This is a genomic window from Bradyrhizobium sp. BTAi1 (assembly GCF_000015165.1).
GTDB classification, from domain to species: Bacteria; Pseudomonadota; Alphaproteobacteria; order Rhizobiales; family Xanthobacteraceae; genus Bradyrhizobium; species Bradyrhizobium denitrificans.
In genome coordinates, this window is the sequence record NC_009485.1 from 5,752,947 (window position 1) to 5,778,459 (window position 25,513).

Below are 25,513 nucleotides of genomic sequence, written 5' to 3' on the forward strand. Positions count from 1 at the left end.
AACGAAAGCCTAACCGACGCCTCCCGCTATTTTACAGGAACTTCACCAGCGACAGCTGCGCCAGCATCGCGGTCGTCTGGTAGGACGCCTGGAGGTTGGTCTGCAGCTGCAGGATCTGGCTCGCGACCTCGTTCTGGGAAATGCCCTCGGTCTGGTCGACCAGGCTCTGCATCGCCGCTTTCGCCTGGGTCTGGCGCGCGGTGGCATCCTTCATCGTGGTTTGGGCGTTGGCGAAGTCGGTCTGGATGTCCGAGATCGACTGCTGGCCGAGTTGCGGCGTCAGGTTGGCCGCGATCCGCTGGCTGAGCGCGGCGATCTGCGGGCCGGCATTGGTGGCGGCCGGCGGCGTGTTCACCGCGGCGTAGACCGCGGTCTGCTGCACGAGATTGCGGATGGCGAGTTCATTGGCCTGGGCGCCGAACTGAATGCTCTGCGCGGTGTCGATGCGGATGGTCGAGCTCGACCGCGCCGTGCCTGGTCCGCTATTGCCGGTGTACCAGTTGACCGTGGTGGCGGAGCCGTTGACGAGGCTAGTCGCCGATCCCAGCGGCGAGCCGGAGACGCGCAGCGGCGGTGTCGCCGCCGTCACGGTGCCTGAGAACCCCAGCGCGGCGAAGGCACCCGCATTGGAGCTGGAGACAGAGAAGCTCGCGGCATCGTCGGTGCGCAGGGTGATGACGCCGCCGCTCACCGTCGAAGGCTTGGAGGTGCCGCTGAGCGCATCGATCTTCGACAGCAGCGTCTGCACGCTGTCGGTAACGTTGATCTGGTTGTTGCCGTTCGCCCCCGAGGCGACGAAGGTGAGCGTCTGACCGTTGACGGTGATGGTATCACCGGCGGTGTAATTGGTGGCGATCGAGTCGGTGCTGGCCGCACCGGACAGCAGCGTGGCGCCGGTGATCGGCGCCGGCGTCGCGGCCTTGTTGTTGACGGCGGTGCCCGACACAGAGCTTGCCGTATTGAAGAAGTTGTCGCCGGCCGTCACCGCGGAGGCTGCGACCAGCGAGGTGCCCGCGAGGGTCGACAGCGCCGTGTTCAGCGCCGCGTTCAGATTGGCCGAGGTCGCCGCCGGCGTCGCGCCGATCGCGAATGTATTGGCCGGCGCGGGCGTCGTGGTCGAGGCCGTCAGCTTGATCGACTCGGACGTTCCATCCGGGAGCTTGAAGGTGAAGCTGATCTGGTCGCCGGCATTGGGATTGCCGGCGGTGAGATCGACAGAGATGCCGGCCGGCGAGCCGGAGGGGCCGGTCACGGTGGCATTGGTCAGCGACGAGGTCACCGAGCCGAGCTTGAAGCCAAAGGGCGAGCCCGCGACATCTTCCGACAGAGTGATCGGCATGGTGGCGGATGCCGACAGGTTGAGGCGGCCGAGACCGTTCAGCCCGAGATCGGCCTGCCGCCGTTCCGCGATCACCTGCTTCAGGCCGGCCTGGGTATTGGTGCCGTTCAGAATGTCGTCGGCCGAAGCCAGCGCCGGCCGGTCGGTGGCGCTGCCGGAGAAGATGAAGCGGTCGCCGACCTGCGTATTGAGGATGCCGACGATGGCCGACAGGTTCGACGATGCAGTCTGCTGCCCGGTGGTCTGTCCGCTGCTGGTCAGGTTCTGCGGCGTGGCCGAAGCCCCGCTCTGCACCTGGCCGCCGATCTTGGACAACGACTGCAGCGAGGTGTTGACCGCGCCGATGACCGTGTTGACATGCGTCATGGTCAGCGAGAACGCCGAGATGTTCGACAGCTGCGCCCGCGCCGCGATCGCAAAGCCCTCGTCAGGCCCCATGCCGGCATAGTTGTTCGCCTTGGTGCCGCTCGACAGCTGCGTCGAAAGGTCCGCGAGCTGGCTCGTGATGTTCCGCACGGACAGGCCGAGCAGAGAGCTTCCGTAGTTGATACTGCTGATCGACATCTTACACGCGCCTTACTGATAGGCCTGGAGCAGGCTCTGCATCATGCTTTGCACGACCGACATGATATGGGCGTTGGCCGAGTAGGTGTTCTGGACCTGGATGAGGTTGGACATTTCGCTGTCCATGTTGACCCCGGCCGTCGAGTTGAACTTCTCCTTCAGCGTGCTGACGACCACGCTCTGCCCCTGGCTGAGCTGGGTCGCAAGCGTCGACGCACTGCCCTGCTGGCTGACGACCTGCTGCAGATAGCCGGACACCGTGCCCTGGAACGGCTGGGCTGCTGAGCCGAGGCCGGTCTTGGGCGAATAGGTGAAGGTGGCCGAGGTCAGCTGCGCGAACAGGAAATCGGGCCGCGTCGAATCCCCGGCCGCGGTCTGCGGCGAGGTCGAATAGGTCGACAGCTTGGTCGGGTCGTTGAGCAGCGCCGGATTGACGTTGAGCCGCCCGGCCAGTCCGGTCATCTGCGAGCCGGACGCGGTGATCGTGCCGGTGTAGAGCGCCCCGCCATCGGTAAACACCGGCAGCTGCGCGCTGCCGCTGGCGAGCGTCTGCACCGTGGTGGTCGCCGAGGCAGATTTGACGGTCGCCTGGCTGGTGCCGTCATCGGTGATGCGCAGCGTGGTTCCCGACGGGTTCGAGAACTGCAGATGCGCGCTGCCGAGCGCACTGTTCAGCTGCGACACCACCGAGGCCATGCCGAGCGAGAAATCGACGCCGACATAGCTGGGATTGGCATTGGTGGCGTTCTGCAGCGGCAGCGCCGCGGGATCGTTGACGTTGACGATCTTGACCTGACGCTGAACGTTGCTCGAATCCGTGTAGGTCAGATTGATGGTGTTGCCCGCGAGCAGCCCCGTGGTCGAGACGTCGAAGCCGGCCGGAGGACCAGCGACCGCCGTGCCGGCCGTGGTCTTGTCGGACAGCGCCGAGGCCATGGTGGCTGCGAGCTGGTCGACCTGGGTCTGCGCCTGTACCAGGGTCTGATCGCGCAGCTTGAGATCGGCCGCGATCTGGCCGGAGTTCAGGAGATTGTTGGACACGACGTCGAGCGAGACGCCGTTTGAAAGCTTGATGTTGAGCTGCCCGACGCCGCTCTTGGTCGGATTGCTGTTGTACTGCGACGTGGCGTCGAGCGTGCCCGGCGAGGAGAAGGTGAATTGCGAGCTGAGGCCCGCCCCGACCAGTTGGACGCCCGAATTGGTGAACACGCTGACGCCGTTGCTGCCGTCCGAGACGACGCGGATGTCGACATATTTCGACAGCGTATTGATGGCGTTGTCGCGCTGGTCCTGCAGCGTCGCCGACAGCGGATCGGAGGTGTTGAGGCCCTGCAGCTGGGTGTTGAGCGTGGCGATCTGGGAGATTGCCGCATTGGCCTGCGTCACCGAGTTACCGATGTCCTGCTCGACATTGCTGCGCAGGGTCTGGATGCCCTTGGTGGTCGCATTGAGCTGCTGCGCCAGGCCTTGCGCGGCGGACATGGCCACCGATTGCGCCGACTGGTTGCTCGGATTGTTCGACAGCGACTGCAGCGCCGTCGTGAAATTGTTGAGCGACGTCTCCAACGTGCCGCTGCCGCCAGGCGTGCCATACACGCTCTGCAGCTGCTTCAGGATGTTGGCGATCTGATCGGCATAGGCCCCGCCCGAGGTCTCGGTGCGGAGCTGGTTCTGGACGAACAAATCGAGCTGACGGTTGACGCCGGTCGTCATCACCGTCGAGCCGAAGCCGCCGCTGGCGACCTCGATCTGGTTCGGGTTCTGCGCGACGTAGCCAGGCGTGTTCGCGTTGGCGACGTTCGACGAGATGATCGACAGCGCCGCCTGCGTCGAGCGCAGGCCGGACATCGCGGTCGAGAGGGCTGAACTCAAACCCATGTTCGTTTGCCTTATGTCAATTCAACTGCCACGTCTCAGCGCGATCAGCGCAGCACGTTCAGAAGATCCTGCACCATCGAATTGGCCGTCGTGATCACCTTGGTGTTGGCCGAATAGGCCTGCTGGGTCACGATCAGCTTGGTGAACTCGTCGGCGATGTCCGTATTCGACCCTTCCAGCGAGCCGCCCGAGATCTTGCCGGACGCGCCGATGATGGCCTGGCCGGACTGGTCGGTCGCCTCATAGGCGCCGCCGTCGAGCGCCTTCAGATAGTTGGTGCCGTTGAAGTGCGACAGCGTCACCTGGGCGAGGTTGATGGTCTGGCCGTTGGAGAAGGTGCCGGTGACGATGCCGCTGTTGTTGACGGCGACCGACTGCAACTGGCCGGCGGCGAAGCCGTTTTGCGTGATGTTGTTGATGGTCGCCGAGCCGATCGTGCTGGCATATTGCGTCAGCGCGCCGGAGGAGATGTTGAGGCTGACGGTGCCGAGCGTGGTACCGTCGACCACGATGTTGGGGATCGAGATCGACGACGTTGTCGGCGAGGTCAGCGAGCCGTCGGAGGCGAAGGTGAAATTGGTGCCGACATTCTGCCAGGCCACCGTCGAGCCGGTCGCGCTCGAATTGGTCTGATAGAACAGGTTCCAGATATCCTTGTGGCCGGTGCCGAGCGTCGAGCTGTCGACCTTGCCCCAGCGCAGCTGCACGTTCACGGGCGTACCGGCGGAGTTGTAGGCGGTGACCGCGCCGCCCGAGATCGTCTCGTTGTTGAAATTGGTAAGGTCGTTGCCGATCACGATGCCGGTGCCGGCGCTCGCCGTGCGGTTCAGCGCCACCGGCGATGTGAAGCCGAGCGCGGTGAAGCCGGCCGAGGCGCTGCTCAGGCTCCAATTCTCGCCGCTGCCGGAATGCAGCGTGATCTTGCCGGCGGTGATGGTCGGCTGCACGCCGGTCACCGCGGCGATCTTCGCCAGCAGCGTGCCGACGGAATCGCCGACATTGATCTGGGTGCCCGAAGCGCCGGAGGCGACGAAGGTGAAGGTGACGACGTCGCCAGCACTGCCGGTCAGAGTGATGGTGTCGCCGGCGGTGAAGTTGGTCGTGATCGAGTCGGTCGCCGCCGCGCCCGACAGCAAGGTCGATGTGGTGATGTTCGCCGCATTCTTGTTGACGGCGGTGCCGCCGGTGACGGTGGAGTCGGCGTAGAAATTGGTGCCGACCGGCAGTGGCACGTTGGAGAGGTCGGCCGAGTTGAGGCCGCCGGCCGCGACCAGCGTGCCCGTGGCCGCGTTGCCGCTGGCGCCGGTCTTCGGCTGCGTCGGCAGGTTGGCAGCATATTGGATCGCGGTGGTCGCCTGCGCCGGCACGAAATTGTTGGCGAACTGCAGCACGGTCGGCACGTTGCCTGTGGCGTTGCCGGTCTTCGGGTCGACCGCCACGCCCATCAGGTAGTAGCCGGCGCCGTTGATCAGGTTGCCGTTGGCATTGAGCTGGAAGTCGCCACGCCGGGTGTAGTTGGTGACGCCGGTGAAGACCGGCACGTTGTCGACCACCGACGAGGCCTTCTGGACGTTGAAGAAGCCGTCGCCATTGATCGCCATGTTGGTGGCGACCGAGGACGTCGAGACGGTGCCCTGGGTGGTGATGGTCGCTTTGGCGAAGGCGGTCACGCCGCCGGCATTCTGCCGGGTCGGGTTGGTGGCGTTGGGGATCAGGTCCTCGAAGCTGGTGCCGATGCCCTTGTAGCCGACGGTCGACGCGTTCGCGATGTTACCGGAAATGTTCTGCAGCGCGAATGACTGAGCGGACAGACCGCTCACCGAGGTGTTCATCGCGTCGAAGATACCCATACCATTCTCTCCACATTGACCCGGCCGCCGGTCCGCCCCTGGCCGCGTTTTCGTGGAGAGTGTCGCAATCGCCGTGCCAAATATGAATTCGCTGCGAAATCAGCGACTTGCGAAATGACAACGTCAAAAAACGAGTATCAAAAGTGGTGAACAATTGCCGAGCCGGCAGTTCTTGCCGGGCCAGACGCGCGCAATCGCGCCCCGGCTCAGCTGCATGTTGCACGCGCCGGCGCGTCGTCAGACCCGCTTGTCCAGGCTTGAACGGGCGCGCCGGCGAATCCGGGCGCAGATTCGTCAGGTCGAGGAGGGATTGGCCGGATGGAACACCAGCGACAGGCCGTCCATGCAGTAGCGCAGGCCGGTCGGCTTGGGGCCGTCATCGAACACATGGCCGAGATGGCCGCCACAGCGCCGGCAATGCACCTCGGTGCGGACCATGCCGTAGGTCTTGTCCTGGCGGGTGCCCACCGCATTGTCGAGCGGCTTGAAGAAGCTTGGCCAGCCGGTGCCGCTGTCGAACTTGGTCTCCGAGGAGAACAGCGGCAGGTCGCAGCCGGCGCAGGCGAAGATGCCCTTGCGGTGCTCCTTGAGCAGCGGGCTGGTCCAGGGCCGCTCGGTGCCCTCCTCGCGCAGGATCTCATATTGCTGCGGGGTCAGCTGGGCGCGCCACTCGGCCTCGGTCTTCTCGATCTCGAACTTCTCGGCGGCGCGGGCGGGCGCGGAGCCGCCGAACCAGCGCAAGGCGGCGAAACCGAACAGTCCGGCAGCGGTGGTGAGCATCAGGCGGCGGTCGATCATGGCGGTCTCCGTGCGGCGGGGGTTGCCGGAATTACGGATGGGATGCCGCGAAGTTACGTCAGGCGCCGGTCCGGCGCCTCACTTTCTTGCGAGGTCTCAGCCCTCCCCGGCATCGGGACGACGGGTGAGGTCGGATGGCTGCGGCCGCAGCGGCAGCCGCGCGCCCGGGCGCTGGGCCGCCTGGCGACGGGCCTCGGCCGCCCTGAGCTCGCGGGCCCGCTCCTGCGCCCGCGCCCGCTCGCGGTGCCGCGCCAGCGTCCCCGCGGCCGCCGCCCGGCCGCGGACCCAGAGATTGACGACGTGACCCGCCACCCGGCCGCTGACGCCGCCGGCCCAGACCAGCTCGAACGGCGAGAAAAGCTTCCAGCGGTCATCCCCGGCGAGGATTCCTTGCGCGATCAGCTGCCCCGCCATGGCCGACGTGTTCATCCCCTGCCGGCCGAAGCCGCTCGCGACCCACAGGCCTTTGCGCAGCTGACCGACCTGCGGCATGCCGTGCACGGTCTGGCCGGTGACGCCGCCGAAGGTCTCGGCGATCTCGACATTGCCGAGCTGCGGAAACACGGTGCGGATGCGGCGCTGCAGCGCCGAGGCGAACCCGCTCGGCCGCGCGTTCCAGGTGGTCTCGGGGCTCGCCCATATCAGCCGGTCGCCATCGACGACGCGGAAATGGTCGACGCCGTCGGCGTCACTGACCGAGCCCTTGAAGGCAATGGCCTCCGCGAGGCGCTCACCGAGCGGCGCGGTCACGCCGCCATAGCGCCACACCGGCAGCAGCGTATCCGACAATCGTTGCAGCGGCGCGCCGAGATGGACGTTGCCGGCCAGCACGATATGCGAGGCGCGCATCCGCGCCGACGGCGTGACGATGCGCTTGCGCACGCCTGACGGGTCGATGCTGACCACCGGCGTGTCCTCGAAGATCCGTGCGCCCGCCTTGCGGGCGAGCCGCGCCAGCGCGTGGACATATTTGCGGCCGTCAAGCTGGAAAGCCTTCGGGTAATACACGCCGTGGAAATAGCGATCGGTCTTGAGCTCGGTCCTGACCCGCTCGACCTGCCAGCCTTCGACGTCGGTGTCGAAATCCTCGTGCAGCATCTGCAGGCGTCGGATCAAGGCATCGCCCGCATCGACATTGGAGACTTCGAGCGCGCCCTCGCTGAGCCCGATGCCCGGCATCGACGCCTCGCTGGCCTGGGCGCGGATGAATTCGCAGCCCGCCCAGGACAACGCCCACAGCGCCCGGGCATGCGCCAGCCCGATGCGCTCGATCAGATCGGGCAGCGGCAGGTCGAATCCAGGCAGGACGGTGCCGACCATGTGGCCAGATGCGTTCCAGCCGACATGACGGCCTTCCAGCACCGCGACGCTGGCCCCCTGCCGGGCCGCGCACAGCGCCGTGGTCAAACCGGCCAGGCCCGCCCCGACCACGCAGACATCGACGTCGAGGTCGAAATTCAGCCTGATGCGGCCGATTGCGCCTGCGGCACCCGCGTCATCGTTCGCGCTTGTGAAAGTCTCGCTCATGGCGTTTTCTTAGCCAACCCTGCGCCGGACGTCATGACGCTTTTAGTGGCGATAAAGAGACGTGGTACAGCCTGACATAGCCTGAACGATTCGAGACCGGATTCCATGCGCCGATTGATGCTGCTGCGCCACGCCAAGACCGAGACTGACGCACCGACCGGCCGCGACCAGGACCGCCGTCTCGACGAACGCGGGCACCAGGATGCCGCCATGATCGGCGATTTCATCGCGAGCCATCCGCCCATGCCGGAGCTCGTGCTGGTCTCGACCGCGGTCAGGGCGCAGCAAACCTGGGAACTCGCCTGGGCGGCGATGAACGGACGCGTCGCCGCTCCGCAGGTGGAGACGGTGCCCGAGCTCTACGGCGCCGAGCCGATGCAGATCCTGCATCACATCCGGCTCGCGGCCGCGCTCGATCCGAAGCAATTGCTGGTCGTCGGCCACAATCCGGGCATGCACGAGCTCGCGCTGGCGCTCACCGGCCAGGGTGACCCGGACGGCCGGCACGAGTTGATGCGCAACATGCCGACGGCGGGGCTCGCCGTGCTCGATTTCGACACCGAGGATTGGGGCGATGTGAGCTTCACGCGCGGCAATCTCCTGATGTTCGTGACCCCGAAGCTCCTCAAGCAGGGCTCCGATTGACAGGCCGGCCTCCCGGGGCGCGTAATGTCACGGCAGTGAGGAGGCCTCGCGATGTTCAAATCGATTCTGGTTCCCATCGATCTGGCCGATACCGACCTTGCCAAGCCCGCGATCGCGACCGCTGCCACCTTGGCGGAGACATGGGCGGGCACGGTGCATCTGCTGAACGTCATGCCGATGACGCCGGTGATGCTGGCCGAATATGTCCCGGCCGATTTCGACACGCAGCAGCGCGAGACCGCCGAGGAAGCGCTGTCGATCGTGGCGCGCGAATCCGGCATCCCCGCCGAGCGCGTCAGCTACGCGGTCCGCCAGGGCGGCATCTATCACGAGATCCTCGAGGAGGCGGCCAAGGTCAAGGCCGACCTGATCGTGATGACCTCGCACCGCCCGGCGATGCGCACCTATTTCCTCGGCAGCAACGCGGGGCACGTGGTGCGCTACGCGAAATGTTCGGTGCTGGTGGTCAGGCCGTAGGCGCGCGGCTTCGTCGGCCCCCAGGATCAGCAAATCGCGGCTGTCTCGCGACCTGCTCCGAGCTCCACGGCGTCATTGCGAACGCAGCGAAGCCATCCAGGGCCGCGCGCGAAACCCTGGATGGCTTCGTCGCATCGCGCCTCGCAATGACGGGGATTTTTGCTGCCGTTCACGCTTCGCCTCTGAGATCACGGCCAATCCGCAATGAAACCCTTCGCCTTGTACGGCGCGATCTTGTCCCATTCACTGAGCACGCGGCGGCGGAATTCGGGATGGGTGTGCCAGAGCTGGCGCGGCACGCCGAAACTATCCACCGTCAGGAGCATCTTCTCGACTTCCGGCCAGTGCCGCTGCAGCGTCATCGCATAGCGCCGCGCGGTCCAGCTGTTGCCGAGGCAGATCACGGTCCGGACATTGGCGAGGCCGAGCGCCGTGTCGATCACCGGCAGCGAGAGCAGCACATTCTCGCCGGTGTTCATGGCGTGGTGCTCTTCGAGAATGCGGTCGGCGGGAACGCCGCGCCTGACCATCGCATCCTTGATCAGCGCACATTCGGAGGCCTCAGCTCCCGGTGTGACCCCGCCGCTGACGATGGCGTGACGGAAATAGCCCTGCTCCCACAGCCGCGCGGCCGTGGCCGCGCGCAGCTCCTCCTCGACCCGCGTGCCGAACACGAACAGGAGGTCGGCGGGACGCAGCGGCGTGTCGGCGAAGTGCCGCGTCGAGATCGCCGCGATCTCGACGTCGTCGGGCATGCGCAGCGTGCGATCAGCCATCATTGTCCTCTTTGTCCCTGAGGCGGGCCGCTCATTCTCGCATGGCGCGACGGCATCGCGCGGTCACATTCGATGACCCGGGATGACGCCGCGTGATCAGGGCAGCAGCGCCGGCGGAATGTCGGCGAACGTGTAGCTGCGCGGCAAATTGCGGGTGAGGAAGCCGCCGACATACCAGGCGAACATGGCGGCGAAGCCGACCAGGAACAGCGCACCCGGCCACTCGCCGATCAGCAGCGCGCGGAGCAGAAGCCCGACCATCGCCAGCGCGAACAGCGCAATCGCGGCCAGCGCCGCGCCATAGGCGAAGCGGCCGAGGCCGGCCGTGAGCCGCGCAGTGCTGCCGCTTGCGGCGAGCCGCGCGTGCAGACCGACGACGAAAGCCCGATAGGCCTCGCTCTGCGGCGCCATCAATGCCGCGGTCTGCCAGGACGTCGAGATGATGCTGAGGCGGCGGCCATCGCGGTTGGTGACATCGGCGCGAAACCGCTTCGCCTGCATCGACACCGGGCGATAGGACAGGCGGATGGCGGTGATATCGGCATAGGGCCACAGACCCGTGCGGCCCGCGAACCGCCACGACAGGCCCTCCTCCGTCAGCTCGAACTGCTGCGCGGCGCCGATCAGCGACGCCTTATAGGCGTAGCGGATCAATTGGCCGTCGGCTGTGGTAGTGTCCCCGGAAATGGCTCGGTCCTGTTGCGTGGCCCGCGCGCCTTATCCTACAAACGAGCCATGAGCGAAACGGTCTATTTCCCCCGCCATCTGATCCTGGCCGGCGCCATGGCGGCCGGCGTGCTGCTGGCGCTCGCCGTGCACATGCTCGGCGCCCGCTACGGGCTCGATCTCGGCGGCTTGTGGCAGACCGAGGACGGCGCCTTCATGCCGGCCGGGTCGGCGATCGCCTGGTGGCTGATCGCCACCGTCGGCTTCTCGTCGGGCTATTTCATCGCCAACATCATGCACAGTGCGGTGTCGGGCGAGATTCCGCAGCGCATGCGCAATTTCCTGGTCGTGGTCGGCGTCCTGATGCTCGCCGGCATCGGCCAGGCGATCTCCGGACCGAGCCCGGTGCCCTCGGCGGCCGGCGTGCTGGCCGGCCTCGCCGCGCTCGGCCTCGGCGCGCTGATGGCGTTCTGCGGCGCCAATTTCGCGCTCCGCAAGACCTGAGACTTAAGACCTGAAGCTCAAGACCTGAGGCTTCATTGTGGCGGGCGCGTCGACGCACCCCAGCGGATCACGCCGGCGGCCGTAAGCATCAGCGTACCGGAGATCACCAGCGACAGCCGCAGGCCGTAGACCCCGAGGGGGCCGCAGCGCGGGCGCCGCGGCCATGCGGGCTGTTGTCGCAGTTGATGCTCGTCTCATGCCGGACCTCCTGCTGGCGCCGAAAGACCGCCTTACTCTACCCCACCAAAGACAAGCATGCTTCGATATCGATCGAATGATGGAAGATCTCCTGCCCGTCACGGCCAGTGCGGCGCAAAAACGCCGCGCAAGGGCGCGGCGTTTTGTCTCATGAGCTGTCGTGACGCGATCAGGTGATCAGCTGGCCGCGCGCAGATTGACGGTGGTCTCGGCAAGCTTGGTCAGCTTCATGTCAGTCGCCTTCTCCTCGTCCAGGGTCTTCTGGAGAACGGCGGCGCAATCGCTGCGGCCGAGCTGCTTGGCCCAGGCGATCAAGCTGCCATAGCGGGTGATCTCGTAATGCTCGGCGGCCTGGCCGGCATTGATCAGGGCAGCGTCGAGCACCGTCTTGTCCGCCACCTCTCCCGCGACCTCCTCGGCCTCCTCGATGATGCCGTCGATGGCCGGGCAATCGACCGCCTTGGGAGCGATGCCCTGCATCTGAAACACCTGCTCGAGCCGCTGCACGTGCGTCCTGGTCTCGTCGAGATGGGTCAGAAAGCCCTGCTTGAGCTGCTGATCAGTGGCCTTCTCGGCCATTTTCGGCAGCGCTTTGACCAGCTGGTTCTCGGCGTAATAGATGTCCTGCAGCTGATGCACGAACAGGTCATTCATTGTCTTGATGTCTTTGGTGAACAGTCCCATTTTCCTCACGTCCTCTCGGTTCGGAACATGGCGGTCCCTCCCCGACCCGTCGCGACCATGTTCGCTGTAGGTCTTGCCTGCGGCTAACCGGTTGAGGACCCGGTTGTTCCGGCTTTGCGCCCCCGGGGCTGAGCGGAACTCGTGCCGACGGCGGGACGTTTGCGACTGAACCGCGCGGGTAACCTTTGAGACCGAACTAAGGCGGTCGCAGCTATGTGACTGGAGTGTGACAGACCCGCAGGACGAAGTCGGAGCTGCGCTGTGTCAAGGACTGCACAAGACGCACGTTTTAGCTTAAGGAACAGGCTGTCACGGATTGCCCGCCCTCATCGATCAATGATCTCGTCTCTCTTCCAAGACCTAGTGCCGCCCCGCCGGGAGGATGAATGCAGCGCCTGCTGACCACGCTCTCGCGTGGCTTCAAGAAATGGATCGGCTGGAAGCGGCTGGGGATTGCAGCGAGCCTTGCGATCATCGCCTTCGCGGTCACGACGCTCATCCGCACGCTGAAGGGCGTTGACGGCAGCGTGATCCTGACCGCCCTGACCGAAATCCCGCCCGGTCACATCGCGCTCGCGGCATTGTGTGTGATCGGCGCATTCTGCACGCTCACCTTCTACGACTATTTTGCACTGCGAACGATTGGCAAAAAACATGTGCCCTATCGCATCGCGGCGATGAGCGCCTTCACCAGCTATTCGATCGGCCACAACATCGGAGCTACCGTGTTCACCGGCGGCGCGATCCGGTTCCGCATCTATTCGGATTACGGGCTCTCGGCGATCGACGTCGCCAAGATCTGCTTCCTGTCGGGGCTGACCTTCTGGCTCGGCAATCTGTTCGTGCTCGGCATCGGCATGACCTTGCATCCGGCCGCCGCCTCGTCGATGGACCAGCTGCCCCCGGCCGTGAACCAGCTGATCGCGATCGGCATCCTGGGTGCGATCTTCGCCTATCTCGGCTGGCTCGCCGCCGGCAAGAACCGCCGCCAGCTCGGCCAGAACGGCTGGAAGGTTGTGCTGCCCTCGGCGCAGCTGACACTGGTGCAGATCCTGATCGGCGTGGTCGATCTCGGCTTCTGCGCACTGGCGATGTACCTGCTCGTGCCGTCCAATCCGCCGATCGACTTCCTGTCGCTGTCGGTGGTGTTCATCCTTGCCACCCTGCTCGGTTTCGCCAGCCATGCGCCGGGCAGCATCGGCGTCTTCGATGCGGCGATGCTCGTGGCGCTGCCGCAATTCGGCCGCGAGCAGCTGCTCGCCACCCTGCTCGTGTTCCGCGTGCTGTATTTCGTCATTCCGTTTGCGACGGCGATCTCGATCATGGGCGTGCGCGAGCTTTGGCTCAACGTCGTGAAGCCTTGGCAGGAGCGGCGCCGGCTGCAATCCGCCTGCGACGACGAGGTCGCCGCCAAGCGCGCGGCTGCGACAGCTACGGCGGCCGTTCCCCATCGCATCAAGCGACGGCACTCCCAGGGGTGAGCGACGCCCGCGCGCATGATCTGAGGTCGTGGAAACAGGTTTCCGCAGCGATCATGCTCAAACAAAGGGCTGAGAGCCTTATGCGATCCCGTGATATCGCATCATGCCCGCAGCGAGAGGACATAGGCGCAGTTGACGTTGCGCGCTGGCCTCTTATTTCCGCCCCATCGCTGACGTGAATCCTCGCGTATGACCCGAATGTCCCTTCGTCCGATGCTCGCGGCCGGCGTGCTGGCCGGCCTGCTCGCCCCTTTCGCGGCCACCCAGGCGGCTGCGCAGTTCGGTGCCCCGCCGCTGCAGATCAGCTGGGAGGTGCGCAATCGCTTCCGCCTGTTCCGCGAGGAGCGCGACTTTCTGCTCCATGCCGAGAGCACGCGCGATCGCTCGATTCTCGCCGCCGAGCAGGGCCTGGGGGTGCAGAGCGACGGCCGCGGCTGGGCCCGCAACGTCGTCAACCGGCTGTGCATCGACCTGGCCGGCCACGTCAACGAACCGTGCACGCGCGACAACGTGAAAGAAAGCTATCTCACGCCGATCGACCATCCCGTCACGGTGCGCCTCACCGGGCCGGTGCCGGTCGGCGCCACCTGCGCCTGGTCGTTCGACGATGGCGACGGGCCGCAGACATCGACCTTCGACTGCGCCGAGCCGGTCAATTTGCGCGTCCGCTATGGCCGCCAGACCGTTGCCAGCGTGGATGTGACCAGCGCCGAAGGCACGCGACAGGTCTCGACCGGCATCCAGGTCCGCGACGTCTTCATCGCCGGTCTCGGCGACAGCATCGCGTCGGGTGAAGGCAATCCCGACCGCCCGATCGCGCTCGCTGACGAGGGTTTCTGCTTCCGCTCCTATCTCGGCGGGCCGACCGCGCAATATTATCGGCCGAGCCGCGCCGGCTTCAAAGGTGGCCGCGCCTGTGAGGCGCCGGACACGCTGCAGAACTGGCAGAAGTACAGTGCGGTGTGGTTCAACGCCGCCTGCCACCGCTCGCTCTACAGCTACCAGACCCGCACCGCGCTGGCGCTCGCGGTGCGCTATCCGCACGTCGCCGTCACCTATCTGCCGCTCGCCTGCACCGGCGCGACCATTGCCGACGGCCTGTTCGGCAGCCAGCGCGCGCGCGAATGCACGCCTGGCCGCTCGGTGACCACCTGCGCCGGCGGCGTCAACGGCCAGATCGGCGAGTTGCGCGAGGCGCTCACCGCGGCCAAGCGCCGCCAGCCGGATCGGCGGCTCGATCTGGTGCTGCTGTCGATCGGCGCCAACGACATCAACTTCTCCGGCCTCGTCGCCGACGTCATCGTCGACACGCCGACTGAACGCACTCTCTTCAAGCGCTCAGGCGTCATCGGCTCGGTGGAGGAGTCGCGCAGCGAGCTGGCGCGCGACCTGCCGCAGGGCTTCGCCAAGCTGCGCGAGGCGTTGAAGCCGCTGGTCGGCGACCTCTCGCACGTCATCTACACCGCCTACGGCAATCCGGCGCTGAGCGGGCCTGGGGTTCCCTGCCCCGGCGGTCCGGCCGGCTTCGAGGTGCATCCCTCGTTCAATGCCAATCCGCAGCGGCTCGCCAAGGTCGCGGGGTTCGTCGAGAACGAGTTCCTGCCGTCGCTGCGCGGGCTTGCGCAATGCACCGCGGGTGTGCTGTGCCGCGATCCCGGCACCGATCGCATGACGTTCGTCGATGCGCATCAGGCCGCCTTCGCCCAGCACGGCTTCTGCGCGCGCTCGCCCCAGGACCCGCCCTTCGACCGCGAATGCTTCTCGCAGGCCGGCGACAGCTTCGATCCGAATATCGTCAGCGCCGCCAATGAACCGCTGCTGTGCGGTCGCGGCGCCAGCGAGTATCGTCCCTATCTGCCGCGCGCACGCTGGATCCGCGACGCCAATGACAGCTACTTCTCGGCCATGACCTATCCGCAGGGCCTGCCCGCGGCGATGCAGCCGGCCGACATTCACGATGCGAGCTGGGGCGTGCTGTCGGCGGTCTATGGCGGCGCTGTGCATCCGAGCGCCGAAGGCCATGCCGCGATGGCAGACGCGGCGTTTCCGGCCGCGGCGGAAGTGCTCGACCTCGATGCCCCGGAGCCCAAGATTACCAGCCAGCCGCTGCCACCCGCTGGCGGGGTGCGGCAGTGACGCCGGCCTGACATCGATTTGCCCGTCGGGCGTCCGTGCATGCGCTTGGGATGGTCGACCGGCCGCCAAGCGCCGCGAACACGCCGCGCGTCGTGCGCGCCCATGAACGAAAATCGGCAACCTCGTCAGAAGGATCATCCTGTCCGCTGGCGCCGGGCCGAATTTCGCCCTTTCGTTTTTACAGAAATTATGCTCTGCTCACGCATCCCGTGCTCACAGAGGGGCGCGTCGCGATCGTCACGAACGTGGAGCGCGGGATGCGGTGGGCGCCACCGGTCGCAGCGTGATCCGATCATGCCGACGAACGATCGGCGGCGCACGGTGAAATCGTATGGTCCTGGTCTCCCGATGCTGAGGCCAAGCCGGCGGTGATGATGATCCGCCTGTGACGGGGGCAAACAAGCCGGTCCCCGGGGAGAGTCCGTATAAGCCGTCAAGCCATCGCGCGGGGAATGCCGGTGATCGGCTGAACCTGTGGTGACTGCCGCCTGCTTATCTTGTTGCAGGCGGGCCATGGGTGAGGCCTTCACCCGGCATTCCCCGCGCCCTCGTCTTTCAGAGGGTGAAAGTGCTGCAAGGCTCGGACGCCATGCGCCGCGAGATCGCGACACCATGCTCATCAGCAACCGCCGAGCCGCGGCCCGGCAGCGGACTACTTCGCTGGCGCCGGCTTCTTCATCATCGGCGGGGCTGCCTGCTTCGCCGCCGGAATCGCGGGGGCCGCGGGAGGCGGCAGATATTTGGCGATGACCGCCGGATCGATCTGCGCCATGGCCGTATCAGGCAGGCGCACCCAGGTCTCGTCCCTGCCGAGCAGCGAGAAACCGATATAGCCGCGCAGCGTCAACGACTGGCCGTCGGGGCTCAAGGTCATCTTGGCGCTGTAGATCTTGCCGTCGCGGGGATCGAGCACATTGCCGTCTTCGTACTTCAGGCCGTCGCGCTTCATGTCGCGGATGAAGGACAGACCGAGCCAGGGCGCATTCTTTCGATCGTCGGTGCACTTGTCGCAGACCCGGTTCGGCGGATCGGTCGGCTTGGGAAACAGCTTTGCCATCACGCCTTCGAAGACCCCGTTGTGGTCGACGACAAGCACGTAGAGCACCGGCTGACCGTTCTCGACCTTCTGCCACAGTCCCGCCGCGGACGGCTCCGCTGCGAGCGCAGGCCGCGTCAGCAGCGCACCGGCAACGACAAGCGCGCCGATCGCGAGCTTCGCCACGCCAGATGCCAACCGAAGCCGGGAAAACGCATTCAGCATCATCACCTCACCTTGACCAATCCACAAATCGAATGGCCCGCCAGTCCGGGCCTTTCGAGCGTCGCTCCAGCCCATAACAGGTCTTGCGCGCCGGTGAAACCGGCGCACAAAGGAAACATTTCTTCACATTTGAGTTGGATGGACGACGTCGGGTTCCACCTCACCAACGAATTAGTTGACGCCGAGCTTCTTCTGCAGGCTCGACGACGACGTCGTGTACTGGAACACCAGCCGCTTCTCCGGATACACGTAGCGGTGCGCTTTCTGCGCCATCAACGCGCCCTCGTGGAATCCACACAGGATCAGCTTGATCTTGCCCGGATAAGTATTGATGTCGCCGATCGCAAAGATGCCGGGCACGCTGGTCTCGAACGCCGAGGTCTCGACCGGAATGAGATTGTTCTCGAGTGCAATGCCCCAATCGGCGACGGGACCGAGCTTCATCGTCAATCCGAAGAACGGCAGCATCATATCGCAGGCGACGGTCTCGACCGAATTGTCGTTGCCCTTGATGGAAGCGGCGGCGAGCACGCCGTTGGCACCTTCGAGCGCACTGACCTGGCCGATCCGCAGATCCATCTTGCCGCTTGCGACGAGCGCGCGCATCTGCTCGACGCTGTGAGGCGCCGCGCGGAAATCGTCGCGACGATGCACGAGGGTGATGCGCTTGGCCAGGGGATGCAGATTGAGCGTCCAGTCGAGGGCGGAATCGCCGCCGCCGACGATGACGACATTCTTGTCGCGGAACTGCTCCATCTTGCGCACGGCGTAGAACACCGAGGTGCCTTCATAAGCCTCGATGCCCGGCACCGGCGGCCGCTTCGGCTGAAACGAGCCGCCGCCTGCGGCGATCACCACGACCTTGCACTCGAACACCTTGCCGGCGTCGGTGGTGACGCGAAAGCCGGGATCGCCGATCTTCTCGACCTTCTCGACCATCTCGCCGAGATGAAAGGTCGGGCTGAACGGCTTGATCTGCTCCATCAGCTGATCGGTCAGCCCCTGCCCCGTCACCATCGGCACACCCGGAATGTCATAGATCGGCTTTTCCGGATAGAGCTCGGCGCACTGGCCGCCGACCTTGTCGAGGATGTCGATCAGATGCGCCTTGATGTCGAGCAGCCCCAGTTCAAACACGGCAAACAGTCCGCAAGGGCCCGCGCCAATGATCAGCACGTCGGTCTTGATCGCTTCGCTCATGTCGCTCTTCTCGTTGAGAGGCGCCGCTCGGTGGTGGCGGCAGGTGGCGGTCCCGAATTTGTAGCCAACGGGCCAGTGTCAGGGAAGGCACAAAAGCCCCCCTCGCCGGCCGCCGCTTGCAGCGCCGAGCGTAGCGGGGTTTGAAGGAGAGGTGAAATGATGGAGATCAATCGGTGACAGAGACGGCCCGCCGCGACCAGACGCCCCGCCTTGAAGACTTCCCGTACCGTCTCACGGACAATGTGCGGTTTGGCGATCTCGACCCCAACCAGCACGTCAACAACGCGGTCTATGCGACCTATTTCGAGACCGGCCGAGTGACGCTGATGAAGGACCCGCGCCATGGCCTCCTGCAGGAGGGGCTGGCCTGGATCATGGTGCGGCTCGACATGCATTTCCGCGCCGAGCTGCGCTGGCCGGGGACGATCGAGCTCGGGCTGGGCGTGGTCAGATTGGGGCGCACCTCGGTGACCTGCGAGCAGGTCGTGTTCTCGGAGGGGCGCTGCGTGGCCTCGGCCACCGCGGTGATGGTGCTGATCGACGAGGTGACACGCAAGCCGGCGCCGCTGGCGGTGCAGCTGGTCCAGGCGCTGCAGCCCTGGGCCCGGCGGGGCGTAACGCTGACGCCGTCGGCATGAGCGCGGGAGCGAGGCTCAGGACAGGCCGTCCCGGCGGACGGCCCCCGGACGGGTCAGGCCTGACGCTCGGGCGTCGCGACCACGAGGCCGTCCAGCTCGTCGGACACCTTGATCTGGCAGGACAGACGCGAATTCGGCCGCACTTCATAGCCGAAATCGAGCATGTCCTCTTCCATCGGGGTCGGCGGACCCACCTTCTCGCGCCAGGCTTCGTCGACATAGACATGGCAGGTCGCGCAGGCGCAGGCGCCGCCGCATTCGGCCTCGATACCGGGAATGGCATTGCGGATCGCCGCTTCCATGACGGTCGCGCCGTTCTCGATCTCAACGGTTCGGGATTCGCCGGTATGGTCGACAAAGGTGATCTTGGCCATGTGCGCTCATGCTGCGGAGGAAATGAAGTCGGGCTGTCCTATAACGGACCGCTCCGCTCCGCGCTAGTGCTGCGGCCGGCGGCTCAGGCGACGCCGAGCATGTCGGCAATGGCCGCGCGCGCCTGTGCGACCGCGGTGCCGAGCCAGGCCAACGCGCCGGCCGGATCGCCGTCGCGCAGCGCCGCTTCCAGGCCCTCGGCGGCGTCGGCGACATCGAGTGCGCCGATGGCGCGGGCCGAGCCCTTCAAGGTGTGGGCCACAGCGGCGGCGTCTTCGGGCATCACCTGTAGCCGCTCCAACAGGCGAACCGCCTGGTTGGAGAACATGCCGAGGACCTCCCGCTCAAGGTCGGCGTCCCCCAGCGTCATGCGCCGCAACAGGTCCAGGCTGATCGGCCCATCATCGGGCACCAGCGGGGGCGAAGGCATCCATTCGATCCGTTGCAGGTCGGGAATCATGGCGGCGGTCCGGTGCGGCGGCGCCGATGGCGCCTCTGTCCGCAAGCCAAGCACGACAATGGTTAACGCTTCGTTAGCGCCCCAATTGCCGCGGGTTTGCCGCGATTTCGACCTCGCTCCGCCCCAATCGCGGCTGAAACGAGAATTCGCAGGACTTCTAAAGTGTTAACGACAGCTGCTGTTAACGATGATTAAGAATCTCTTAACCACGCCCATTTCTTTCAAATGGCGCAGCCAATAGGATGCTCCTTCGGATGGAATGGGCCACCTGGCGGAATTTGCCACCTCAGGTTGCCCTGTAGAGGGATGACGTCCGGTTTGAGCCATTCGAGGGGGCACTCGTGTGCGGCTCGCCGGATCGAAATTAAGACGAGGGCTCGGACTCAACATGGCGAACACCCCTAAAAAGGTCAAAGACCCGACTGAAGTTGCGCTGTCCGCCATTCAGGAGGCTTTGAACATCAGCGACACGTCCGCGCCCCTGGAACAGCAGGGTCCGGTCCAAGCTGACGGGGCCGCGTCGGGGAAGTCCGCCGGCGCCTCCTCCTATGATTCGTTCGACAACCGTCCGGGCGCCGACCGCGGGACGCTGGACGACATCGAACCACCGCCTTTGGCCGTGCGACGGCCGGCCAATGACGACCGCGAAACCATCGGCCAGCTTCTCCAGGCCATCCAGAAGGGCCGCCCGACGCGCAGCGTCTACACGCTGGCCACCGCGTTCGCCGGCATCTGGATCGTCGGCTGTGCCCTGATCACGATCGGCTTCCTGCCGTCGCTGCAGGCGCTGCTGGGACAGAGCGGCGGCGTGCTCGTGCTCGCCGGCCTCTCCGCGGTGTTCTTTGCGCCGGTGCTGCTGTTCTATTTCCTCGCCAGCCTCGCCTGGCGGGGCCAGGAGCTGCGCATGATCGCGCAGTCGATGGCGCAGGTTGCGATCCGCTTCTCGGAGCCGGAAGGGGCCGCCAGCGATTCGATCGTCACCGTCGGCCAGGCGATCCGCCGCGAGGTCGCCGCGATGGGCGACGGTGTCGAGCGCGCGATCGCGCGCGCCGGCGAATTGGAAACGCTGGTCGCCAACGAGGTCGCCGCGCTCGAGCGCGCCTATAGCGACAACGAGGTTCGCATCCGCGCCCTGCTCCAGGACATCGCCCATCAGCGCGACAATCTCGTCGGCCAGGCGGAACAGGTGCGCAGCGCCATCTCGGGCGTGCAGATCGACCTGCGCCACGACATCGCGCTGATCTCGGACGCGATCGCCTCGCGCGTCGACGAAGTCGCCAAGAGCATCACCGGCGCGCTGGAAGAACGCGGCGCCCACATCACGGCGGCCCTCGGCAATGCCGGCGACAACATGATCCTCGCGCTCGGCGAGCGCGGCGGCGATCTGTTGGACCGGCTCGAGGAGGCCAGCGCGGAAACCACCCGCGCCGTGCTCGACGCGTCCGAGCGGCTGACGACCAGCCTCAATTTCAAGACCGGCCACGTCCACGACGAGTTTGCCGACCTGTCCGACCGCGTCCACGAGATGCTCAACGAGCGCATCGACCGCATCACCAGCGAATTCGAGCAGCGCACGGCGGCCATCGTCGACGGCATTTCGGTGCGCACCGAACAGGTTCACGATTCGCTCAAGGCCTCCGGCGACTCGCTGCTGCTCGAGCTTGAGCTGCGCGGCGGCGACCTCGTCAGCAAGATCGATGAGGCGAGCCAGCGCCTGTCCAGCCAGATCCTGGCGAGCGGCGAGAAGGCGAGCGAATCCCTCGATGCCACCGTGAACACGCTGGTGGCAAAGGTAGTGAGCCAGACCGAGAGCACGCATGACACGCTCTCGACGCAGATCAGTGCCTTCGATGAGCTGGTGAAGAACCAGGGCACCGAGCTCGCAGAGCGCTTCGCGCGCGACAGCTCGACACTCGGCGCGCTGATCACCCGGCACATCACCGAATTCGACCGCACCGTGAAGACCTATGGCGGCGAGATCGTCGAGCGCATGGGCCAGCGCACCCAGGAGATCTCCGAGAATCTCAAGACCTATGTCGATACGTTCGATACAAGGCTGTCGACCAACAGCGGGGAGATCACGGCGACGCTGGACCAGCGGCTGAGCCAGTTCGAGACCAACCTGCAGACCAGCATCACCAGCTTCGATTCCTCGCTCGATTCGAAGATCAAGACCTTCGACGATACTGTCGGGGGACGCCTGAAGACGCTCGAGGAAAGCTTCGACAACCGCGCCACCTCGGTGACCGCAACGATCGAAGGACGCCTCGGCACCCTCTCCAACTCGCTGACCGACGGCGCGGCCCAGGTGCTGAGCGCGATCGACTCGCGGCTGACCGTGCTGACCACCTCGCTGACCGACGGCTCGGCCCAGGCGATCCAGTCGATCGATTCCCGCCTCAATGTTCTGACCTCATCGCTGGCCGACGGCACCGAGAAGGCGCTTGAAGCGATCGATGGGCGCATCGTCAGCCTGTCCAACATCATCGACGGCCGCAGCTCCGAGCTGACCGAGACCGTCACCGCACGGTTCCAGGACATTCACCAGAGCATCGAGACCCGGGTCGGCTCGATCGCGCGGGACATCGACCAGCGCGTGTCGCAATTCGAGGATCTGCTGGGATCGCGCGTCGAGGCCGTGGCCGGCCGCATCGAAAGCAGCGGCCGCCAGGCCAGCGACGAACTGATGACCCGCGCGGAGCTGCTGTCGGCCAGCATCAGGTCGCATGTCGAGGACGCCGAGCGCGCTCTCACCGACCTGGTGGTCAACACGAGCGAGACGATCCAGACCGGCGCACGCAATGCGCAACAGGCCCTGCTCAACGTCTCGACGGATGTCGGTTCGCAGCTGAAGACGACCTCGACCGAGGTGGAGCGCGCCCTTGCCGGCGCCGGCAGCAACGCGGCCGATGCGATCCTGTCGAGCGCACGCGAGGCCCAGGCGACCCTGCTGACGGCCTCCGGCGAGACGGCGACCCAGATCAAGTCGCTGACGGCCGACGTTGAACGCACGCTGACCGCGGCGGGCTCTGCCACCGCAGCCTCGATCCTTGCCGGCGCGCGCGAAGTCCAGAGCACGCTGGTATCGGCCTCCTCGGACGCCGCCGACCACGTCAAATCGCTCGCGGCGGACGTGCAGCACTCGCTCACCGGCGTCGGAACCGCGACGGCCGAAGCCATCACCGCCGGCGCCCGCGAAGCCCAGTCCACCCTGCTCGCCGCCTCCCAGGAGGCCGCCACCCAGGTCAAGGCGCTCACCGTCGATGTGCAGCGCTCGCTCTCGATCGCGGGCACCACGACGGCCGAAACCATCACCAGCGGCGCGCGCGAAGCCCAGATGACGCTGATCAGCGCCTCTTCGGACGCAGCCAATCACGTCAAGTCGCTGGCGGCCGATGTCGAGCGGACGCTCGCTTCCGTCGGCACCAGCACCGCTGCGACGATCGTCGACAGCGCGCGCGACGTCCAGTCAAAGCTGGTAGCGGCCTCGACCGAGGCGGCCGATCACGTCAAGTCGCTGGCCATCGATGTCGAGCGGACGCTGGCGACGGTGGGCACCACCACGGCCACCGTGATCATCGACAGCGCCCGCGACGTCCAGTCCAAGCTGATCTCGGCCTCGACCGAGGCGGCGGAGCACGTCAAATCGCTCGCCGTCGACGTCGAGCGGACGCTGTCCTCGGTGGGCGCCGACACGGCCAGTTCGATCCTCAACAGCGCACGTCAGGCCCAGATGTCGCTGACGACAACCTCGGCCGACACGGCGGCGACCTTGGTCGGCAGCGCGCGCGAGGCGCAGACCATCCTGACCACGACCACGACCGAGACCGTTTCGGTGATCGTGAGCGGCGCCCGCGAGGCGCAGGACATGCTGACCGCGACCTCGACGGACACCGCCGGCCAGCTCAAGGCGATCTCCTCGGAGATCGAGCGCTCGATCAACAGCGTCGCGGCGAACACGACGGATGCGATCCAGAACAGTGCGTTGAACGCGCAGAGCGCGCTCGTCGCCGCCTCGAACGAGGTCTCCACGCGCGTGAAATCGACCTCGACCGAAATCGAGCGCTCGGTGCTCGCAGCCAGCAACTCGTTCGGCTCGGCGATGACCGGCAAGACCGACGAGATCGTCACCTATGTGCAGCAGCAGACCGAGCGTCTGTCGCAGATCCTCGATGGCAAGCGCGGCACCCTGGTCGAGACGCTGAGTTCGAAGACCAACCAGCTGACGATCGAGGTCGATCGCGTCACGGCGGACGCACTGAAGTCGATCGAGGCGCGCGGCCAGGCCTTCGCTCAGGCGGTCAGCGGCAACGGTTCGGACGTGGCCCGCAACATCACCTCGGCCGGCGAACTCGCGACCACGGCGATCACCAAGTCGCTGCGGGAGCTGGAGCAGGCTTCGCGCGCGGCGATCGAGCAGTCGCGCCAGGTCTCGGTCGCGGCCGTCACCGAAATGCAGGAAACCAGCAAGATCCTGCGCACCGATACCGTCGCTCTGTTCGAGCGTTTGCGCGAGGGCAACATCCTGCTTCAGGAAGTCCTCACCGGCGCCCACGACAACCTCAACTCGCTCGAACGGGCGCTGGTGACGCGCGTCGCCGACTTCGTCACCGCCATGAACGACGTGACCTCGCGGAACGGCACTGCGACGCAGAACCTCGAGGATCAGCTCAACGTCTTCAACGTGAAGACGACGCGGGCGCTGGAAGACCTCAACTCGCTGTCGAGCCAGTTCGACGCCCATGGCAAGGCCTTGATCGAGGCGGCCGCGGTGGTCGAACAGAGCAACCGCGATGCGACGGTCTCGATCTCGGAGCGCAAGTCGACGCTGGAATCGCTGATCACCACCATCGATCTGCGCACCGCGGACCTCGATCAGCGCCTGTCGCGCTTCACCTCCCTGCTCGACGAGTCGCTGGCCGCGGCCGAGGAGCGGGCGCGCGACATCGCGCGCGTGGTGGCCGAGACCGCCGGCGCCGGCTCGACCGCGATCAGCCGTCAGTTCGAAGCCATCCGCGCCAATGCGGAGGAGGAACGCCGCCTGACCACCTCCTCGATGCAGGAGATCTACCAGCAGAGCACGCAGGAAGCCGAAGCGATGTTCAAGCAGTCGGCGGAGAAGTTCGCCGCGCTGGTCTCGAGCATGAAGCAGATGACGGCCGAGATGCACCGCGAGCTCGAAGCGACCCGCGGCGAGCTTCGCCGCGGCGTGCTCGAAATGCCTCAGGAAGCGGCCGAGAGCACCGCGCAGATGCGCAAGGTGATCGTCGACCAGATCGAGGCGCTGGCGGAGCTGAACCGTATCGTCGCGCATCACGGCCGCGGCCTGGATGTCGTCAGCACGGCGCGCCCCGCTGCCGTCGCAGTCGCGCCCGCTGCCGTCGTGCGCCAGGAGGAGCCGATCGTGGCGGCAGCCGCCGTCGGCGCACGGCCCGAGATGCGGCTGCGCGAGTCGAGCTCGACCAGCGTCACCAACCTGCCGCCTCCGGATCTCGGCATGCAGCCGCCGGCGCCGCCTCCGCCGCCCCAGCCGCGCCGGGTCGAGGCGCCGCCGATGGGTCCGGTCGCCGATCAGGGGCGCGACAATTGGCTGTCCGACCTGCTCAACCGCGCCGACAACAGCACGGCCGGACAGACGGCGCCGCGCGGCCGCGGATCGGCGACGGCCCAGCCGGGCAATCCGCTGGAATCGCTGTCGCTCGACATTGCGCGGCTGATGGACCGCAATCTCGCAGCCGAGATGTGGGACCGCTATCAGCGCGGCGAGACCAAGGCGTTCTCCAAGCGCCTGTATACGCCGGCCGGTCAGAAGGCGTTCGACGAGGTCGCCCGCAAATATCGCGCCGACCGCACCTTCAAGCAGACGGTCGACCGCTACATCACCGAGTTCGAGCGGCTGCTCGATGACGTCGCGCGCGACGATCGCAATCCGCAGGCTCTGCGCGGCCAGCTGACCTCGGAGACGGGCCTCGTCTACACCCTGCTCGCCCACGCCGCCGGCCGGCTGGCGTGATCGGTGGGGCGAAGAGCGAGTAGCGAATGGGCGAGTAGCGCGCCGC

The 25,513-nt window shown here is 66.2% G+C and carries 19 protein-coding genes; 7 read left to right on the top strand and 12 right to left on the bottom strand.

Annotated elements, in window-relative coordinates; translation table 11 throughout:
* Window positions 1-31: 31 nt before the first annotated feature.
* The 5 genes from BBTA_RS25850 to BBTA_RS25870 all read right to left on the bottom strand — a co-directional run bounded on the left by BBTA_RS25850 (window position 32) and on the right by BBTA_RS25870 (window position 7,956).
* Entirely contained in the window at window positions 32-1,903 is a 1,872-nt protein-coding gene (locus tag BBTA_RS25850) for a flagellar protein (protein ID WP_012045455.1), read from the bottom strand.
* Window positions 1,904-1,915: 12 nt separating this feature from the next.
* Window positions 1,916-3,781, bottom strand: coding sequence for a flagellar hook-associated protein FlgK (flgK, locus tag BBTA_RS25855; protein ID WP_041750893.1), 1,866 nt, complete (start codon window positions 3,779-3,781; stop codon window positions 1,916-1,918).
* 44 nt (window positions 3,782-3,825) lie between these two features.
* Window positions 3,826-5,631 (bottom strand): flagellar hook-basal body complex protein, encoded by a 1,806-nt coding sequence (locus BBTA_RS25860; protein WP_012045457.1) that lies wholly within the window; start codon window positions 5,629-5,631, stop codon window positions 3,826-3,828.
* Between the two features lie 294 nt (window positions 5,632-5,925).
* On the bottom strand, window positions 5,926-6,429 hold the full coding sequence (gene msrB, locus BBTA_RS25865; protein WP_012045458.1) for a peptide-methionine (R)-S-oxide reductase MsrB: 504 nt from the start codon (window positions 6,427-6,429) through the stop codon (window positions 5,926-5,928).
* Between the two features lie 96 nt (window positions 6,430-6,525).
* Complete coding sequence (locus BBTA_RS25870) at window positions 6,526-7,956, bottom strand: FAD-binding oxidoreductase (protein WP_012045459.1); 1,431 nt, start codon at window positions 7,954-7,956, stop codon at window positions 6,526-6,528.
* Between the two features lie 105 nt (window positions 7,957-8,061).
* On the opposite strand from BBTA_RS25870, the gene BBTA_RS25875 reads away from it, so the two are divergent.
* Entirely contained in the window at window positions 8,062-8,601 is a 540-nt protein-coding gene (locus BBTA_RS25875; protein WP_172241625.1) for a histidine phosphatase family protein, read from the top strand.
* Window positions 8,602-8,652: 51 nt separating this feature from the next.
* Window positions 8,653-9,078 carry a universal stress protein gene (locus BBTA_RS25880; RefSeq protein WP_012045461.1) on the top strand — a complete coding sequence of 142 codons (426 nt, stop codon included), beginning with the start codon at window positions 8,653-8,655 and terminating at the stop codon, window positions 9,076-9,078.
* 188 nt (window positions 9,079-9,266) lie between these two features.
* On the opposite strand, the gene BBTA_RS25885 is transcribed toward BBTA_RS25880, so the two are convergent.
* Both BBTA_RS25885 and BBTA_RS25890 read right to left on the bottom strand, forming a co-directional pair.
* On the bottom strand, window positions 9,267-9,854 hold the full coding sequence (locus tag BBTA_RS25885; RefSeq protein WP_012045462.1) for a YdcF family protein: 588 nt from the start codon (window positions 9,852-9,854) through the stop codon (window positions 9,267-9,269).
* Between the two features lie 96 nt (window positions 9,855-9,950).
* Complete coding sequence (locus BBTA_RS25890) at window positions 9,951-10,508, bottom strand: hypothetical protein (RefSeq protein WP_085972636.1); 558 nt, start codon at window positions 10,506-10,508, stop codon at window positions 9,951-9,953.
* Window positions 10,509-10,589: 81 nt separating this feature from the next.
* Between BBTA_RS25890 and BBTA_RS25895 the strand changes: the two genes are divergently transcribed.
* Entirely contained in the window at window positions 10,590-11,024 is a 435-nt protein-coding gene (locus BBTA_RS25895) for a hypothetical protein (RefSeq protein WP_012045464.1), read from the top strand.
* Window positions 11,025-11,399: 375 nt separating this feature from the next.
* Here BBTA_RS25895 and BBTA_RS25900 read toward each other — a convergent pair whose 3' ends face one another.
* Window positions 11,400-11,906, bottom strand: coding sequence for a ferritin-like domain-containing protein (locus BBTA_RS25900; RefSeq protein WP_012045465.1), 507 nt, complete (start codon window positions 11,904-11,906; stop codon window positions 11,400-11,402).
* Window positions 11,907-12,292: 386 nt separating this feature from the next.
* Between BBTA_RS25900 and BBTA_RS25905 the strand changes: the two genes are divergently transcribed.
* Both BBTA_RS25905 and BBTA_RS25910 read left to right on the top strand, forming a co-directional pair.
* Window positions 12,293-13,387 carry a YbhN family protein gene (locus BBTA_RS25905; protein ID WP_012045466.1) on the top strand — a complete coding sequence of 365 codons (1,095 nt, stop codon included), beginning with the start codon at window positions 12,293-12,295 and terminating at the stop codon, window positions 13,385-13,387.
* Between the two features lie 189 nt (window positions 13,388-13,576).
* On the top strand, window positions 13,577-15,523 hold the full coding sequence (locus tag BBTA_RS25910) for a hypothetical protein (RefSeq protein WP_041750895.1): 1,947 nt from the start codon (window positions 13,577-13,579) through the stop codon (window positions 15,521-15,523).
* A gap of 652 nt (window positions 15,524-16,175) precedes the next feature.
* On the opposite strand, the gene BBTA_RS25915 is transcribed toward BBTA_RS25910, so the two are convergent.
* Both BBTA_RS25915 and BBTA_RS25920 read right to left on the bottom strand, forming a co-directional pair.
* Window positions 16,176-16,784, bottom strand: a complete 609-nt coding sequence (locus BBTA_RS25915) for a DUF2147 domain-containing protein (protein ID WP_012045468.1) — start codon at window positions 16,782-16,784, stop codon at window positions 16,176-16,178.
* 171 nt (window positions 16,785-16,955) lie between these two features.
* The gene (locus tag BBTA_RS25920) at window positions 16,956-17,984 is read right to left on the bottom strand and encodes an NAD(P)/FAD-dependent oxidoreductase (protein ID WP_012045469.1); all 1,029 of its coding nucleotides are present in this window, start codon (window positions 17,982-17,984) and stop codon (window positions 16,956-16,958) included.
* 173 nt (window positions 17,985-18,157) lie between these two features.
* Between BBTA_RS25920 and BBTA_RS25925 the strand changes: the two genes are divergently transcribed.
* On the top strand, window positions 18,158-18,622 hold the full coding sequence (locus BBTA_RS25925) for a thioesterase family protein (RefSeq protein WP_012045470.1): 465 nt from the start codon (window positions 18,158-18,160) through the stop codon (window positions 18,620-18,622).
* Between the two features lie 53 nt (window positions 18,623-18,675).
* On the opposite strand, the gene BBTA_RS25930 is transcribed toward BBTA_RS25925, so the two are convergent.
* Together BBTA_RS25930 and BBTA_RS25935 are read right to left on the bottom strand one after the other, a co-directional pair.
* Complete coding sequence (locus tag BBTA_RS25930; RefSeq protein ID WP_012045471.1) at window positions 18,676-18,996, bottom strand: 2Fe-2S iron-sulfur cluster-binding protein; 321 nt, start codon at window positions 18,994-18,996, stop codon at window positions 18,676-18,678.
* 83 nt (window positions 18,997-19,079) lie between these two features.
* Entirely contained in the window at window positions 19,080-19,454 is a 375-nt protein-coding gene (locus BBTA_RS25935) for an Hpt domain-containing protein (protein WP_041750896.1), read from the bottom strand.
* A 388-nt stretch (window positions 19,455-19,842) separates the two neighbouring features.
* Between BBTA_RS25935 and BBTA_RS25940 the strand changes: the two genes are divergently transcribed.
* On the top strand, window positions 19,843-25,467 hold the full coding sequence (locus BBTA_RS25940; RefSeq protein ID WP_012045473.1) for a hypothetical protein: 5,625 nt from the start codon (window positions 19,843-19,845) through the stop codon (window positions 25,465-25,467).
* Window positions 25,468-25,513 lie beyond the last annotated feature (46 nt).

Bases quoted from the DNA above. Each gene is read 5' to 3' on its own strand.
- BBTA_RS25850 (WP_012045455.1), bottom strand. From the start codon at position 1,903: ATGTCGATCAGCAGTATCAACTACGGAAGCTCTCTGCTCGGCCTGTCC.
- flgK (WP_041750893.1), bottom strand. From the start codon at position 3,781: ATGGGTTTGAGTTCAGCCCTCTCGACCGCGATGTCCGGCCTGCGCTCG.
- BBTA_RS25860 (WP_012045457.1), bottom strand. From the start codon at position 5,631: ATGGGTATCTTCGACGCGATGAACACCTCGGTGAGCGGTCTGTCCGCT.
- msrB (WP_012045458.1), bottom strand. From the start codon at position 6,429: ATGATCGACCGCCGCCTGATGCTCACCACCGCTGCCGGACTGTTCGGT.
- BBTA_RS25870 (WP_012045459.1), bottom strand. From the start codon at position 7,956: ATGAGCGAGACTTTCACAAGCGCGAACGATGACGCGGGTGCCGCAGGC.
- BBTA_RS25875 (WP_172241625.1), top strand. From the start codon at position 8,062: ATGCGCCGATTGATGCTGCTGCGCCACGCCAAGACCGAGACTGACGCA.
- BBTA_RS25880 (WP_012045461.1), top strand. From the start codon at position 8,653: ATGTTCAAATCGATTCTGGTTCCCATCGATCTGGCCGATACCGACCTT.
- BBTA_RS25885 (WP_012045462.1), bottom strand. From the start codon at position 9,854: ATGGCTGATCGCACGCTGCGCATGCCCGACGACGTCGAGATCGCGGCG.
- BBTA_RS25895 (WP_012045464.1), top strand. From the start codon at position 10,590: ATGAGCGAAACGGTCTATTTCCCCCGCCATCTGATCCTGGCCGGCGCC.
- BBTA_RS25900 (WP_012045465.1), bottom strand. From the start codon at position 11,906: ATGGGACTGTTCACCAAAGACATCAAGACAATGAATGACCTGTTCGTG.
- BBTA_RS25905 (WP_012045466.1), top strand. From the start codon at position 12,293: ATGCAGCGCCTGCTGACCACGCTCTCGCGTGGCTTCAAGAAATGGATC.
- BBTA_RS25910 (WP_041750895.1), top strand. From the start codon at position 13,577: ATGACCCGAATGTCCCTTCGTCCGATGCTCGCGGCCGGCGTGCTGGCC.
- BBTA_RS25915 (WP_012045468.1), bottom strand. From the start codon at position 16,784: ATGCTGAATGCGTTTTCCCGGCTTCGGTTGGCATCTGGCGTGGCGAAG.
- BBTA_RS25920 (WP_012045469.1), bottom strand. From the start codon at position 17,984: ATGAGCGAAGCGATCAAGACCGACGTGCTGATCATTGGCGCGGGCCCT.
- BBTA_RS25930 (WP_012045471.1), bottom strand. From the start codon at position 18,996: ATGGCCAAGATCACCTTTGTCGACCATACCGGCGAATCCCGAACCGTT.
- BBTA_RS25935 (WP_041750896.1), bottom strand. From the start codon at position 19,454: ATGATTCCCGACCTGCAACGGATCGAATGGATGCCTTCGCCCCCGCTG.
- BBTA_RS25940 (WP_012045473.1), top strand. From the start codon at position 19,843: ATGGCGAACACCCCTAAAAAGGTCAAAGACCCGACTGAAGTTGCGCTG.